Source organism: Roseburia sp. AF15-21, from assembly GCF_003479505.1.
GTDB lineage: Bacteria > Bacillota > Clostridia > Lachnospirales > Lachnospiraceae > Roseburia_C > Roseburia_C amylophila.
Genome location: NZ_QUHG01000005.1, coordinates 19,639 through 33,221 on the forward strand (window position 1 = coordinate 19,639; position 13,583 = coordinate 33,221).

Annotated in this window: 13 protein-coding genes; 11 read left to right on the plus strand and 2 right to left on the minus strand. The window is 42.7% G+C overall.

Annotated features, from left to right (window positions below; genetic code table 11):
• The first annotated feature begins 50 nt into the window (after positions 1-50).
• Positions 51-2,213: an anaerobic ribonucleoside-triphosphate reductase gene (nrdD, locus tag DWW33_RS08460; protein ID WP_117841589.1), complete on the plus strand. Its 2,163-nt coding sequence runs from the start codon at positions 51-53 to the stop codon at positions 2,211-2,213.
• Positions 2,214-2,359: 146 nt separating this feature from the next.
• Here nrdD and DWW33_RS08465 read toward each other — a convergent pair whose 3' ends face one another.
• On the minus strand, positions 2,360-3,718 hold the full coding sequence (locus DWW33_RS08465; RefSeq protein ID WP_243088612.1) for an MATE family efflux transporter: 1,359 nt from the start codon (positions 3,716-3,718) through the stop codon (positions 2,360-2,362).
• Positions 3,719-4,428: 710 nt separating this feature from the next.
• On the opposite strand from DWW33_RS08465, the gene DWW33_RS08475 reads away from it, so the two are divergent.
• Genes DWW33_RS08475 through DWW33_RS08490 form a run of 4 tightly spaced genes read left to right on the plus strand, consistent with a single transcriptional unit; the run spans position 4,429 to position 6,253 of the window.
• Positions 4,429-4,932, plus strand: a complete 504-nt coding sequence (locus DWW33_RS08475) for an RNA polymerase sigma factor (RefSeq protein WP_117697773.1) — start codon at positions 4,429-4,431, stop codon at positions 4,930-4,932.
• Position 4,933: 1 nt separating this feature from the next.
• Positions 4,934-5,392 (plus strand): hypothetical protein, encoded by a 459-nt coding sequence (locus DWW33_RS08480; protein ID WP_117697771.1) that lies wholly within the window; start codon positions 4,934-4,936, stop codon positions 5,390-5,392.
• A gap of 1 nt (position 5,393) precedes the next feature.
• Positions 5,394-5,930 carry a hypothetical protein gene (locus tag DWW33_RS08485; protein ID WP_117697769.1) on the plus strand — a complete coding sequence of 179 codons (537 nt, stop codon included), beginning with the start codon at positions 5,394-5,396 and terminating at the stop codon, positions 5,928-5,930.
• Between the two features lie 5 nt (positions 5,931-5,935).
• The gene (locus tag DWW33_RS08490; RefSeq protein WP_117697767.1) at positions 5,936-6,253 is read left to right on the plus strand and encodes a LiaF transmembrane domain-containing protein; all 318 of its coding nucleotides are present in this window, start codon (positions 5,936-5,938) and stop codon (positions 6,251-6,253) included.
• A gap of 24 nt (positions 6,254-6,277) precedes the next feature.
• Here DWW33_RS08490 and DWW33_RS08495 read toward each other — a convergent pair whose 3' ends face one another.
• Positions 6,278-7,174: an AraC family transcriptional regulator gene (locus tag DWW33_RS08495; RefSeq protein WP_118639278.1), complete on the minus strand. Its 897-nt coding sequence runs from the start codon at positions 7,172-7,174 to the stop codon at positions 6,278-6,280.
• Between the two features lie 153 nt (positions 7,175-7,327).
• Between DWW33_RS08495 and DWW33_RS08500 the strand changes: the two genes are divergently transcribed.
• From DWW33_RS08500 to DWW33_RS08525, 6 genes are all read left to right on the plus strand, one after another.
• Positions 7,328-8,263 (plus strand): glycoside hydrolase family 113, encoded by a 936-nt coding sequence (locus DWW33_RS08500; RefSeq protein ID WP_117697763.1) that lies wholly within the window; start codon positions 7,328-7,330, stop codon positions 8,261-8,263.
• A gap of 194 nt (positions 8,264-8,457) precedes the next feature.
• Entirely contained in the window at positions 8,458-8,703 is a 246-nt protein-coding gene (locus DWW33_RS08505) for a hypothetical protein (RefSeq protein ID WP_117841595.1), read from the plus strand.
• 66 nt (positions 8,704-8,769) lie between these two features.
• Complete coding sequence (locus DWW33_RS08510) at positions 8,770-10,365, plus strand: GH1 family beta-glucosidase (protein WP_118639279.1); 1,596 nt, start codon at positions 8,770-8,772, stop codon at positions 10,363-10,365.
• 300 nt (positions 10,366-10,665) lie between these two features.
• Positions 10,666-11,325 (plus strand): response regulator transcription factor, encoded by a 660-nt coding sequence (locus tag DWW33_RS08515; protein WP_022243011.1) that lies wholly within the window; start codon positions 10,666-10,668, stop codon positions 11,323-11,325.
• Positions 11,322-12,749, plus strand: a complete 1,428-nt coding sequence (locus tag DWW33_RS08520) for a sensor histidine kinase (protein WP_118639280.1) — start codon at positions 11,322-11,324, stop codon at positions 12,747-12,749. Before DWW33_RS08515 ends, DWW33_RS08520 begins: the two co-directional genes overlap by 4 nt.
• Positions 12,725-13,537, plus strand: coding sequence for a hypothetical protein (locus DWW33_RS08525; RefSeq protein ID WP_117841598.1), 813 nt, complete (start codon positions 12,725-12,727; stop codon positions 13,535-13,537). The genes DWW33_RS08520 and DWW33_RS08525 overlap by 25 nt, the downstream gene beginning before the upstream one ends.
• Positions 13,538-13,583: the final 46 nt, after the last annotated feature.

Sequence of the window (13,583 nt, forward strand, 5' to 3'; positions counted from 1 at the left end):
ATATATAGTATACGCGTTGAAAATGAATTATTTTGAATAGGGGTGCGAATATGAAAATCATTAAGAGAAGCGGGACGGAAGTTATATTTGATAAAGAGAAGATTTTAGCGGCTGTGTGTAAAGCCAATGAAAGTGTGGTAGACAGCGAGCGTATGACAGAGGCACAGATTAATGCCATTGGTGAAAATGTGGAGAAGGCATGTAATACCATGAACCGTGCATTAACCGTAGAAGAGATTCAGGATCTGGTGGAGAACCTGATTATGAATCAGCGTGCGTATACGGTAGCCAGAAATTATATCACTTACCGCTATAAACGTGCTCTGGTAAGGAAGACCAATTCTACCGACGACCAGATTCTGACGCTGCTTGCCTGCAAGAATGAGGAAGTAAAGCAGGAAAACAGCAACAAAAATCCAACTGTAAGCAGTGTGCAGCGTGATTATATGGCAGGAGAAGTCAGCAAGGATATTACCAAGCGCTTCCTGCTGCCACAGGATATTGTAGAAGCCCATGAGCAGGGAATTATACATTTCCACGATTCCGATTATTTTGCACAGCATATGCATAACTGCTGTCTGGTTAATTTGGAGGATATGCTGCAGAATGGTACGGTAATCAGTGAGACCATGATTGATAAGCCAAAGAGCTTTGAGACTGCCTGCAATATTGCAACCCAGAGCATTGCCCAGATTGCAAGTTCCCAGTATGGGGGACAGAGTATTTCGCTGGCACATTTAGCACCATTTGTCAATGTGAGCCGTCAGAAATTCCGTCGTCAGGTAGCAGCGGAATTTGAAGCGGCAGGACTGGAATTAATAGAAGAACAGATTAATAAAGTAGCAGAGATTCGTGTAAAAGACGAAATCAAGCGCGGCGTCCAGATGATTCAGTATCAGGTTATCACACTGATGACCACCAATGGACAGGCTCCGTTTGTAACAGTTTTTATGTATATTGATGAAGTGCCGGAGGGACAGGTAAGAGACGACCTGGCAGCTATCATTGAAGAAGTCTTGAAGCAGAGAATTCTTGGTGTGAAAAATGAGCAGGGCATCTACATTACACCGGCATTTCCAAAACTGATTTATGTGCTGGAAGAGGATAATGTTGAGCCGGATTCCAAGTACTATTATCTGACAGAACTGGCTGCAAAATGTACCGCAAAGCGTCTTGTACCGGATTATATTTCAGAAAAAATCATGAAACAGCTGAAAGAGGGCAACTGCTATCCATGTATGGGCTGCCGTTCTTTCTTAAGCGTATACAAGGATGAAGAAGGAAAGCCGAAATATTACGGACGATTCAATCAGGGTGTCGTAACACTGAATCTGGTGGATATTGCATGTTCCTCCGGCGGAGATATGACCCGTTTCTGGGAAATTTTTGATGAGCGTCTGGAATTATGCTATCGTGCGTTGATGGCAAGACATAACCGTCTGAAGGGAACGCCTTCTGATGTGGCGCCGATTCTCTGGCAGTATGGTGCACTGGCCCGTCTTAAGAAGGGCGAGACCATAGACAAGCTTTTATATGGCGGCTATTCCACTATTTCTTTAGGCTATGCAGGATTGTGTGAATGTACCCGTTATATGACTGGTAAATCCCATACTAATCCGGAAGCAACACCATTTGCACTGGCAGTGATGCAGCATTTAAATGATGCCTGCGATAAGTGGAAGACAGAGACAAATATTGCTTTCAGTGTATATGGGACACCGCTTGAGTCTACGACCTATAAATTTGCAAAATGTTTACAGAAGCGTTTCGGAATTATTCCGGGCGTTACGGATAAGAGTTATATTACTAACAGCTATCATGTCCATGTAACAGAGCACATTGACGCATTCAAGAAGCTTGGTTTTGAAGCAAAGTTCCAGGAGCTTTCCCCGGGCGGCGCAATCAGCTATGTGGAAGTGCCGGATATGCAGGATAATATTGAGGCGGTACTGTCTGTCATCCGTTATATTTATGACCATATTATGTATGCAGAACTGAATACCAAGAGTGATTATTGTATGGAATGTGGTTACAATGGCGAGATTAAAATTGTGACAGACAAATACGGCAAGCTGGTGTGGGAATGCCCAAGCTGCGGTAACCGTGACCAGGATAAGATGAATGTGGCAAGACGTACCTGTGGTTATATCGGAACCCAGTTCTGGAATCAGGGAAGAACCCAGGAAATCAAAGACCGTGTGTTACATTTGTAAAGAAAATTTAGAAAAAGAAAAAGGAGTACGTTAAAGTTGGCTCCATAAAAATACCCCGGAAACAGAAAGATTCATTCTTTGGAAGAAGGAATCATCTGCTTCCGGGGTTTCATTTTAGCAAACATTTCAATTATGCGACAGATTTTCTATACTGCACTTTTTCGAAATAACTTCCTGCGCAGCAGGTAATAGGCAAGGAGCATCATGCTTCCGGTCAGCACCCAGGAAATCGGATAGATAATCATAACTACCCAGAACTCATGGAAATACCGGCAGACGGTAGATACCCAGATGAGCCGCAGGACACAGGAACCGAAAACGGTAATCAGTGCAGGCGACAGGGAATGTCCCAGTCCACGCATGGCGCCTCCGCTGATTTCATAGGTAGAAGTCAAAAGCTCTAAGGTTGTTGCAATTAACAGACGCTGGACGGCAAAGGTAAGTACCTCCGGGTCGTTGCTGTAAAGGTGCAGGAAGAAGCCCCGTCCTAAGATGAAGACGCTGGAAAGGAGTCCACAGAAGAAAAGGGAAAATATCATATTTAAGCGGAATACCTTTTTGCAGCGGTCATATTCACCGGCACCGTAATTCTGGCTGGTGAAAGTAACAGTAGTCTGGGCAAAAGCATTTACCACAAAATAGGAAAAATATTCAAAGTTTAACGCTGCGGCAGAACCGGCGACAGCATCAGAGCCGAAGCTGTTAATGGTACTCTGGATGCAGACATTGGCAATAGAAAAGACCATACCCTGCAATCCGGCAGGAACACCGATGACAAGAATCTTCTTTAATTCATGCCAGGAGATGGCAAGTGCCTTTGGCTCTAAACGAATCGGATTATCCTCATGCAGCAGGATGTAAATCAGGATTCCGGAGCTTACAATATTCGAAACCACGGTAGCTATAGCAACACCGGATACACCAAGGTGGAAGACAATGACCAGAATAAGATTCAGCCCGGTATTGATAACACCGGCTGCAATCAGTGCATAAAGCGGTCGTCTGCTGTCTCCGGTACTCCGGAGAATCGAGGAGCAGAAGTCATATAACAGAATAAATGGCATGCCAAGGAAGTAAATCCGAAGGTATAAGACTGCAAGGTCAATGACATCATCCGGTGTGCCCATCAGAACCAGAACCGGTCTTGCAATAAATTGTCCCAAAACCAGCAGGAAAATGCCGCCTGCCAAAGCTACAACAATGGCAGTATGAATGGCAGCTTTGATATTCTTGTGGACACCCTGACCGATATATCGGGAAATAATAACATTCGAACCCAGTGAGATACCGATAAAAAGGTTAATCATCAAAGCAATCAGGGAACTGTTACTTCCCACGGCAGCTAAAGCCTGGCTGCTGGCAAAGTTGCCGACAACAGCGGTATCAACAGAGTTAAAAAGCTGCTGTAAGATACTGCTGGCAGCCAGCGGCAGAGCAAAAATCAAAATTTTATTCCATAAAGATCCATGAGTCATATCAATGGAGTTTTTCTTCTTTTCCATCATTTAAATCCCTCGTATATTAGATGTATTGGCAATCGCGAAAGAAAAAGATTCTAAAATATTTTGAGAAATAAATCTTTTGTTTCTTTTTCTTAATAGGAAATATTATGTAATTCCTGCTTCGCATTTTTCCTGATTGCCGGCTGTCTTTCCGTTTGCTTTGATAAAAGACGCTTGTGCTGTCCGTCGATTACGGATGCCGCCTGAAATCTGCAAGGGGCACTAAGAATTTCGATGGGATTCTACTTTCGTCTGGCAACCGGTGTATATTCACATCCATGTTCAGATACACCTCACTGGCACATCCATGTGCCAGTGTTGCCGGTTGCAGACGAAATTCCAAGTGCCCCTAGGCAGATTTCAAAAGGCGTCCGTATTTCGGCGAACAGCCCAAGTGTCTTATCAAACATTGGAAAGACAGGCGGAATAGCAAAAAGAAAAATGCGGGGGATGGAATTACAATATTTCCTATTTAAAAGGAAACAGAAGATTTATCCGCTAAAATATGTTATATATGTTTTCTTTCGCAATTGCTCTATCATTCATGATAACCACAGTGATTATAGTTTCACGGAAAAGAAAAGTCAATAGAATGGATTCCGGATAGAATAAATTAAAAAAATATTGATTTTTTGAAAAAATTGAAGACAATAGAAAAAGATACTCGTTATATATTATGAGAACGTTCTTAAGAGACAAGGAGGTGGATAAAAATGTGTCAGGAACCATTTACGCAGATGGTTCATAAATACCAGAATCTGGTATTTTCTATTTGCGTTAAGATGACCGGAGATTACTTTGCAGCAGAAGATTTGACGCAGGAAACATTTTTATCTGCCTACCAGCACAAGGAAGAGTTCGACGGTAAGAATGAGAAAGCCTGGCTTTGCAGGATTGCTTCGAATAAATGTATTGATTACAGCAGACAGGCGGCAAGGCGGATGGTACCCACCGAAGACGAAGTCTTAGGAAGTCATCCGGCGAGAGCGGGAGGACCGGAAGAACAATGCATCGAAGAGGTGGTCCGGGAAGAACTGCAGGAAAAATGCGGACAGTTGAAACCACCTTATGATGAAATCGCAAAGCTGTACTTCTGTGAAGAACATCCTGCCGGCGAGATAGCAGAGTTAAAGCAGAAGAATTTGAAAACCGTGCAGACACAGATATACCGGGCGCGGGCAATGCTTAGAAAACTATATGGAAAGGAGCGGAGCTGATATGAGAAAAGAAGATACACAGGAGTATTTAAGTGACGAAGCGTTAGAAGCACTGATTCGGGAAACAGAAGAAGGACCGATGATAAAAGCACCGGAATATTTAGAAGAAAATATTCTACATAAAATTGAGCAGCAGCAGAAGGTTATTGTATACAAAGAAAAAGTGTCAGCGAAGCGGAAACTCCTGACTTATAGCATGAAAGTAATGGCAGCGGCGGCAGCGGCAATCGCATTTCTGATTGTAGTTCCTACGGTGGAGCAGCAGAGCAGACCAAACATGGAAACTTATGTAGCAGAAGCAAAAGAACAGGTCAATAAGGACTTACAGGAACAGAAAGAGAAAGCGAAAAAGCGTAGTGAAGAGCAGAATTTCTTACAAAGTGTAAATGATGCGTCCAGTGCATTTTGCAATTTTATTACTGAGACGACAAATGGATGGTTTTTAAAGGAGGAAAGATAACATGACGAAAAAGAGAAATGGGTTTTTAAGATTTTGCTGTTCCCTTTTACCGGGAGCAGGGGAAATGTATATGGGATTTATGAAAATGGGCTTAAGCCTGATGTCGATGTTCTTTGGCATTATTGTAGCAGCATCCATTTTTGAACTTGGACCGCTGGCAGTGCTTGCAGTAATTGCATGGTTCTACAGCTTCTTTCATGTACACAATTTAGCAGGCTTATCCGATGAAGAATTCTATGCCGTGGAGGATGAGTATTTATTCCATTTAAGTGGAGAAGGCGGGAAAGATAAATCCTTTGTAAAGCGTTATCATACCATTATTGCAGTCGTGCTGATTCTGCTTGGTATTATGTTAATCTGGAACAGCTTCTATTGGATGATTGCAAATTTAATTCCGGATGAAACGGTCTGGGTACTTCAGGAAATCAGTTACCGGCTTCCAAGACTGCTGGCAGGAATTGCAATTATAGCAGCAGGAATTTATCTGGTTCATGGTAAGAAAAAATCCCTTGAGGAAGAAGAAACAAAGGAGGCATAAGGAAAATGGATGAGAATGTGAAAGAAGTACGCACCCACAGAGTGGGCAGCATTACCTTAGGCAGTGCACTAGTTTTATTTGGAATCCTGTTTCTGGTGCATCTGTTTGTGCCGGTATTGACCTATGAAATCATTTTCCATATCTGGCCATGTATCTTTATCCTGCTTGGAATAGAAATTCTTCTTGCTAACCGGAAGAAGAATGTGGAATTTGTCTATGATGGTAAGGCGGTATTCCTTACCATCACATTAACCTTCTTTGCCATGCTGATGGCAGGAGCAGATGTGGCAATTCAGCAGGCAGATATCTACATGCACCTTTAAGAATGAGGTTTTAAGAATTTACCATTAAGAGGAATGCTCCTTCCGGTATTGCTTTGGCGTCATTTTGTGCTTGTTTCGGAAAGCCTTAATAAAATGGCTGCAATCGGAAAATCCGGTTTCCTGACTGATATAATTCAAGTCAAGATTGGTAAAGAGCAGCAGATCCTCAGCCTTACAAAGGCGGATAAATTCAATATATTTTTTACAGGACTGGCCATAGAGTTCCCGGAAGCTTTTGGCAAAATAGGAATAACTCATATTACACATTCTGGCAAGGTCTTCCACCTTTAATGGCTCCTGGGCATGAGCGTCGATATATTCCGTAATGGAGTGTATGGACGCTTCTTCTGTGTTTTGCGGAATAGCCAGAGCTTTATCCGTATTAAAACCCTGTGCCCGCCAGATACGCAGGATAAAGGTTAAAAGGGAATTAATCTGGGACTGTACCAGAATCCGGTAACCGTATTCCTGCTGCTGCATTTCGTGTTCACAGGAGGAAAAGATTCCGGCAATGGGATAGTCTGTTAACATCGCTTTGGAAAAATATTTCGGAGCATGGGAATCACCCTTCGCCAGATTAAAAAGTGATACAAAATTAATCCCAGAAAAAGTGGTACTTAATGCATTGCCGGATGGTGCAAGCTGGTTTAAGTCAAATTTCATGACATAATAAACCAATGGCTGCTCTGTGGCAGTATAGATAGAATGGATTGCCTGCGGAAGAAATAATGTCATATCACCTTCTTCTAATACATAAGTATCATCATCACAGTTGATGATGGCGGTGCCCTCTAACATATACAGAATTTCAACAAAATAATGCCAGTGGGACCGGATGGGAAAAGAATGGATTCTCGTGTCAAATAAGAAACATTCAAAAGGAGCATTCAGCCGGTCGCTGTATTCAAAAAGTGAATTCATAAAGTCGTCCCCCAATATATCTGAAATAAATGAATTCCTGTTATAAGAGATTTTTACTATTTTTATAATAAATCATTATAGCAAGATTCCAGGGTGAATGCTATAGTTTCCATCATAAAAAGTCATTGAAAGAGGAGAACGGAAACACTTACCATGGAATATATCTGCGGCATGACATATGCACCATTTGCAAGAAAAGGGAGCTATCAGGAGAAGAGTGCTTTTGATAGCTTAAAGAAAATGAAAGAAAATACCAACAGCAATTTTGTTATCTTAGCACCGAACGGCTTGCAGGATACGGCACAGTCGGAAGAGATTTGTTATACTTCTGAAGCAACGGTGTCAGATGATGAATTAAAGGGCATGATTGATTATGCGAAAGAGCTTGGTATGCGTGTGGCATTAAAGCCTACGGTAAACTGCAAAAATGGAACCTGGCGCGCCCATGTAAATTTCTTTGATGAAGACGTAGTCTGTGAACCAAAGTGGTGCAACTGGTTTGAATCTTATACCGAATTTCAGCTTCATTATGCGAGACTGGCAAAAGAAATGGGTGTGGAAATGCATATTGCAGGCTGCGAAATGGTTATGGCAGAGCGCAGGGAAGCAGAGTGGCGGAAGCTGATCGCTGATATCCGGAGTGAATTTGACGGACTTGTTTCCTATAATACCGATAAATATCAGGAGCATAATGTGAAATGGTGGGATGCGGTAGATGTGATTTCTTCCAGCGGATATTATCCATTGGAGGACTGGGAGAACCAGCTTGACCGGATTGAAGCGGTTGTAAAGAGGTTTCAAAAGCCTTTTTTCTTTGCAGAGGCAGGATGCATGTCTGTCTTGGATTCCAATAAAGTGCCAAATGACTGGACGGTGCAGGGAGAAGCGGATGCTAAGGGACAGGCAGACTGGTATGAAGCAATGCTTGAAGCCTGCTTAAAGAGAGACTGGGTGAATGGCATGGCATTCTGGTCCTGGAACAGCCACCTTTATACACCAAGTGCGGCATTAAAGAAAAAAGATTATGAAATATATGCAAAACCAGCAGAGAAAATCGTGAAAAAATACTACGATTCTATTCAAAAGTAACAAAAAGTCAAATGACTTAAAACAAACTGTTATGTCATATGGAATCCGTACATTCTGATTTTTCTTAATAAAATAGATTTCTACCATTTTTAAGGTAAAACACTCTATCCCGAAACAGTTGTTTCGTGGTAGAGTGTTTTTGTAACGAAAACGATTGAGAAATCCTTCTGCAATTGTGAAAAATGATATATTTTATGATTAGAATATATCTGAGAGGTTTGCCGAAGTACGAATGCATTTTAAGGGCTGTTAGGGGCACCTGGAATTTTGTCCGACATCTGGCAACGCTGGCACAGGGAAGTGCCAGCGAGGCACATATGAACATGGAAGTGAATTTGTGCCGGTTGCCGGAAGAAAGAACAGGTCTCGCAAAATTCTTAGTGCCCCTTGCAGTTCTTATGCGGCATCCGTGCTCGGTAAACTGCGCAGATATTGCATAAAAAATAAATGTCATTTTTTACAATTGCAGAAGAATAACACAAGAAATAGAATCAGGAGGAAAACAAATGTTTCGAAAAGACTTTGTATGGGGCGTTGCCAGCAGTGCCTATCAGGTAGAAGGAAGAGACAAAAACGATGGCGCAGGAACCTGCATCTGGGACACCTTTACCGAAGAGGGAAGAACCTTCGAACATCATAATGCCTATGTCAGTGCCGATGACATGCACCGTTATAAAGAGGACTATGCGCTGATGAGAGAACTCGGTGTGAAGGCATACCGTTTTTCCGTAAGCTGGGCGAGACTGATGCCGGAGGGAACCGGAAGAGTCAATGAAAAAGCGGTGGCACTCTATCGTGATATGATTCTTGAAATGAAGAAAAACGGCATTGAGCCATATATGACCCTTTATCACTGGGAACTTCCGCAGGCATTGGAGGATAAAGGCGGCTGGCTCAATGAAGAAATCATAGACTGGTTTGCAGAATATGCAAAAGTAGTAGCAGAGAATTTTACTGATATCTGCGACAAGATTTTTACTTTGAATGAGCCACAGTGCTTTATCGGACTGGGATATTACCGTGGTATTCATGCACCGGGAAAGAAAGTCACACCAGAGGAAAGCTTCCGGATTGCCCATAATGCATTGCGGGCACATGGAAAAGCAGTTATTACGCTCCGGAAATATGCAAAGCAGCCGATTCAGATTGGCTATGCACCAACCAGCGGGGTGGCATATCCGGCAAGTGATTCCCCGGAAGATATTGAAGCTGCAAAGAAGGTATATTTCGGTTTTTATAATGATGTCGACAACTGGACCTGGAATGTATCCTGGTATTCTGACCCGGTTATTTTAGGACATTATCCAAAGGAAGGACTTGAAAAATACAAGGAGTATCTGCCGGAAATCACGAAAGAAGATATGGAACTGATTCACCAGCCCATTGATTTTTACGGACAGAATATTTATAACGGATATCCAGTTCGTGCAGGAGCAGATGGTGAGCCGGAATTTGCAGACCGTCCGGCAGGATTCCCAAAGACTGCCGCAGAATGGCCGGTGACACCGGAATGCCTATACTGGGCAGGAAAATTCCTCTACGAACGTTATCAGCTTCCGATTTATATTACGGAAAATGGAATGTCCTGTCATGACAATGTGGAAGCAGATGGCAGTGTACATGATGCCAACCGTATCCAGTTCTTAGATGAGTACCTTGGCAATCTGCAGAAGGCGGCGGATGAAGGAGCAGAGATTGCCGGTTATTTCTTATGGACTTTTTTGGACAATTTCGAATGGCATGAGGGCTATTCCGAACGGTTCGGAATTATTTATGTGGACTTTGCAACCCAGCAGCGTTATGTAAAGGATTCAGCATTCTGGTATAAGAAAGTCATGGAAAGCAATGGAGCAGCGTTATCCTGCAACCAGCCGGATAGAAAAATCCGGATAGAGCGTGGTGCTGCAGAAGTAACAGGTGCAGGATTTAAGGTAGAGAGGGAAATGGATCTGCTGCTTTCTGACAGCACAGATGTCATTTATGTGGCATCCGGCAGCGGTTTAATTGGCAGCATCTGGGTAGATACCGGAGACAGACTTACGATACCGGAGGGCATCCGGAAGATGCATTGCAGTGGAAAAATGACACTGGTGCAGGCGTAGCATGAAAAAATAATTGTTTCTTCTAGACCAGAGAAAATGAGAATAAAAAAAGTTTCTTTTATTCCGATGAGCAATCAGAAGGAATAGAAGAAACTTTTTTTGCTTTACAGGAAATTGCTTTCCTGTAAAGCAAAAAACGCTCCGCGAGGATGCGCACTGCGGCGTATAAGGTAGATGTCGCAAGCGACCGCCGCAGGCGCGGGAATGTGCAAGGCACATTCTTTTTTAATGTTCAGATACATTTTAGATACAAATATATGTTAAAATAAACATCAAAGAGTAGTAAAAGGAGCGGGCAGCATGATACGGATATTGGTTGTAGAGGATGAAAAGGCAATATCGGATTTAATCCGGCTGAATCTGATGAAGGCAGGCTATCAGTGTGTCTGTGTATACAATGGAATGAAAGCTGCAGACCTGTTGGAAACAGAAAATTTTGATTTGATTATATTGGATGTTATGCTGCCGGAATTAAATGGATTTGAATTGATGGAATACATCCGTCCAATGGGAATTCCGGTGATTTTTCTGACTGCAAAGGATTCCCTAAAAGACCGGATGCAGGGGCTGACCTCCGGGGCAGAGGATTATATGGTAAAGCCTTTTGAAGTGGTAGAACTTTTGGCACGGGTCAATATTGTGCTGCGCCGCTATCATAAGATGGAGCAGAAGATTACTTTTATGGATATTGAATTAGACAGTGAAAATCAGGTGGTGACAAAGGCAGGAAAAGAAGTGGAGCTTACGCCAAAGGAATTTGAACTCTTAGAAATTCTGATGCGCAACCGGAATATTACACTGTTCCGGGAAAGAATCTATGAAGAAATCTGGGGAACGGAATATTCCGTAGAGTCAAGAACCTTAGACCTTCATATCCAGAGATTACGGAAAAAACTGAATCTTGGAGCGGAGCTTAAAACAGTATTTAAGGCAGGATACCGGTTAGAGGATAAAGCATGAAATTTCGATATAAAGTATTAATTACAAATTTAATCCTGCTTTCCGTCAGTCTGGGACTGGTGGGCTATCTGATGATACATAAGAATTTTGAACTGGCGAAGGAAACACAGATTTCTAATGCAGTCATTCAGAATAATCTGGTGCAGTCCTCGGTGGAATATGAAGTACTTCAGGCGTTGAACCGGGAAGAGTCGGTAAAGGGCGCACTTCCAGACATTGGAGCACAGGTCAGCAGCGGTATGCGGGCAGAAAATGTGACATTTTTTATTTATTATGGGGATAAGCTGGTTTATAACGAAACAGAAGAAAATGCCAATTTAAAGAAAGTCTGGGAAGCACAGCAGGAGGATGGAAATAAGAATTATGCCATCTTTGAAGAGGACGGTCATTATTATATTTATGTGACGGCAGCCAGTAAGGTAGGGGATGAGAACCTCTGCATGATCAGCAGAAGTGATGTGTCCGATGCCTACGCATTAAGAGACCGGGAAATCCGTTATTTCCGGCTGATTCTTTTCATTTGCCTTATGATAGAATCTCTGTTTATTTATGTTATCAGCCGGTATCTGACCAGGCCATTGGAGCAGTTGAACCGGGTGGCAGAGGAGATTACCGATGGCTCTTATGAGACGAGGATTACAGTAAAGAGTCAGGATGAAGTAGGACTTCTGGCAGAAAACTTTAACCGGATGGCAGAAGCAGTATCAGAAAAGATAGGAGAGCTTCAGGGAATGGTACGGAAAAGGGATCAGTTTGTAGCAGACTTTACCCATGAGATTAAGACACCGATGACTTCCATTATCGGTTATGCAGATACCATGCGTTCCATGGAGCTTCCAAGAGAAGAACAGCTTCTGGCATTAAGTTATATCTTTTCCGAAGGCAGACGGTTAGAGCGGATGTCGGGAAAGCTCTTTGATTTGATTTATTTAAGGGAACATGAAATGGAAAAGGAAGCAGTTCAGGTTGAAAATGTAAGCAGTGAAGTACTTAAGGTGGTGACACCGTCCTTTGCGGCAAAAGGGCTTGTGTTAAAGGAAAATATCGAGCCGGCAGTACTGTACGGAAATAAAGAACTTCTGGTGACTGTACTGGTGAATTTACTGGATAATGCAAGAAAAGCATCCAAAGAGCATGGTGTCATTGAATTTAGCGGAAAGAGAATACAGGAAGAAGAAAATCCATTTTATTATGAACTTTCCGTAAAAGATTATGGAATCGGCATGACCAAGGAAGAGACAGAGCGGATTTGCGATGAATTCTATATGGCAGATAAATCCCGGGCAAGACAGGAAGGCGGAGCCGGAATCGGAATGTCATTAGTGGCATTGATTTTAGAACATCATCAGGCGGAACTTATCGTAGAAAGTGAGCCAAAGAAGGGGACGAAGATGCGGATATGTTTCAGAAAAGAACAAAATTAAAGATAAAAGGAAGTGTCTGTGGAATGATAGCAGGAACACTTCTGGTGGTGCTGACAGGAATTTTTCTGCCGGGAATTCTGATTGAAGGGCAGGAACGTAAAGCAGTGGGAGAAGTGCAGGCGGTTCCGGCACAGTATATTGCTTCCGATTCCCTGCTGGCAAAGGAGGCATCGGAAAGCCTTAAGCTTAATGACCGCATCCAGCTGATTACCGGGCAGTGGGAGAGTGAGACACAGGAAGCCTATTCCTATGAGATGACTTTAAAGGATTACGAGGCAGCGGCATTGGCAAGAGACAGTATGGAAGCCATTTATCAGAAAGGGCAGTATCCTTCTGATTTAGCTTCTTCTTATGCCAACTGGTATACCTGGGAAGCATTTCCGGAGAAAGCGGTGGATACAACATTTCATACCTACAGTGCCTACTACTGGAAACTTATTTTTACAAAATATGATGGCACAGAGAAGCATGCGGTATTTCTGTTAGAGGATGGCACCGTTTTGCTGGCGGAGGCAGAAGGAAAAGATATTTTATCGGATGTTACAGCTACAGAGGAAGCTTCCTCATCCGTTAAAGACAATGAAGAAGAAAAAACAGTGGATAAAGAGCTGGCAGAACAGCTTTCCTACACGGGGTTGGACGTAGCCGGACTGAGGATAAAATCCGATAACATACAGGAAGAAAAGGATGCCACATACCGGTACTTTGAACTCTTTGATAAAACAAGATTTATCTATGGAATCAGCACAATATCAGATAGCCAAACGAAGCGTAACATGGTAAAATAAAAAAGAAAAAAGAAGGCAAGGTATTTTCAGGGGCATAAATGGTCAC

What these genes read in the sequence shown, in the direction of transcription:
- nrdD (WP_117841589.1), top strand. Translation starts at nt 51, where the DNA reads ATGAAAATCATTAAGAGAAGCGGGACGGAAGTTATATTTGATAAAGAG.
- DWW33_RS08465 (WP_243088612.1), bottom strand. Translation starts at nt 3,718, where the DNA reads ATGATGGAAAAGAAGAAAAACTCCATTGATATGACTCATGGATCTTTA.
- DWW33_RS08475 (WP_117697773.1), top strand. Translation starts at nt 4,429, where the DNA reads ATGTGTCAGGAACCATTTACGCAGATGGTTCATAAATACCAGAATCTG.
- DWW33_RS08480 (WP_117697771.1), top strand. Translation starts at nt 4,934, where the DNA reads ATGAGAAAAGAAGATACACAGGAGTATTTAAGTGACGAAGCGTTAGAA.
- DWW33_RS08485 (WP_117697769.1), top strand. Translation starts at nt 5,394, where the DNA reads ATGACGAAAAAGAGAAATGGGTTTTTAAGATTTTGCTGTTCCCTTTTA.
- DWW33_RS08490 (WP_117697767.1), top strand. Translation starts at nt 5,936, where the DNA reads ATGGATGAGAATGTGAAAGAAGTACGCACCCACAGAGTGGGCAGCATT.
- DWW33_RS08495 (WP_118639278.1), bottom strand. Translation starts at nt 7,174, where the DNA reads ATGAATTCACTTTTTGAATACAGCGACCGGCTGAATGCTCCTTTTGAA.
- DWW33_RS08500 (WP_117697763.1), top strand. Translation starts at nt 7,328, where the DNA reads ATGGAATATATCTGCGGCATGACATATGCACCATTTGCAAGAAAAGGG.
- DWW33_RS08505 (WP_117841595.1), top strand. Translation starts at nt 8,458, where the DNA reads ATGATTAGAATATATCTGAGAGGTTTGCCGAAGTACGAATGCATTTTA.
- DWW33_RS08510 (WP_118639279.1), top strand. Translation starts at nt 8,770, where the DNA reads ATGTTTCGAAAAGACTTTGTATGGGGCGTTGCCAGCAGTGCCTATCAG.
- DWW33_RS08515 (WP_022243011.1), top strand. Translation starts at nt 10,666, where the DNA reads ATGATACGGATATTGGTTGTAGAGGATGAAAAGGCAATATCGGATTTA.
- DWW33_RS08520 (WP_118639280.1), top strand. Translation starts at nt 11,322, where the DNA reads ATGAAATTTCGATATAAAGTATTAATTACAAATTTAATCCTGCTTTCC.
- DWW33_RS08525 (WP_117841598.1), top strand. Translation starts at nt 12,725, where the DNA reads ATGTTTCAGAAAAGAACAAAATTAAAGATAAAAGGAAGTGTCTGTGGA.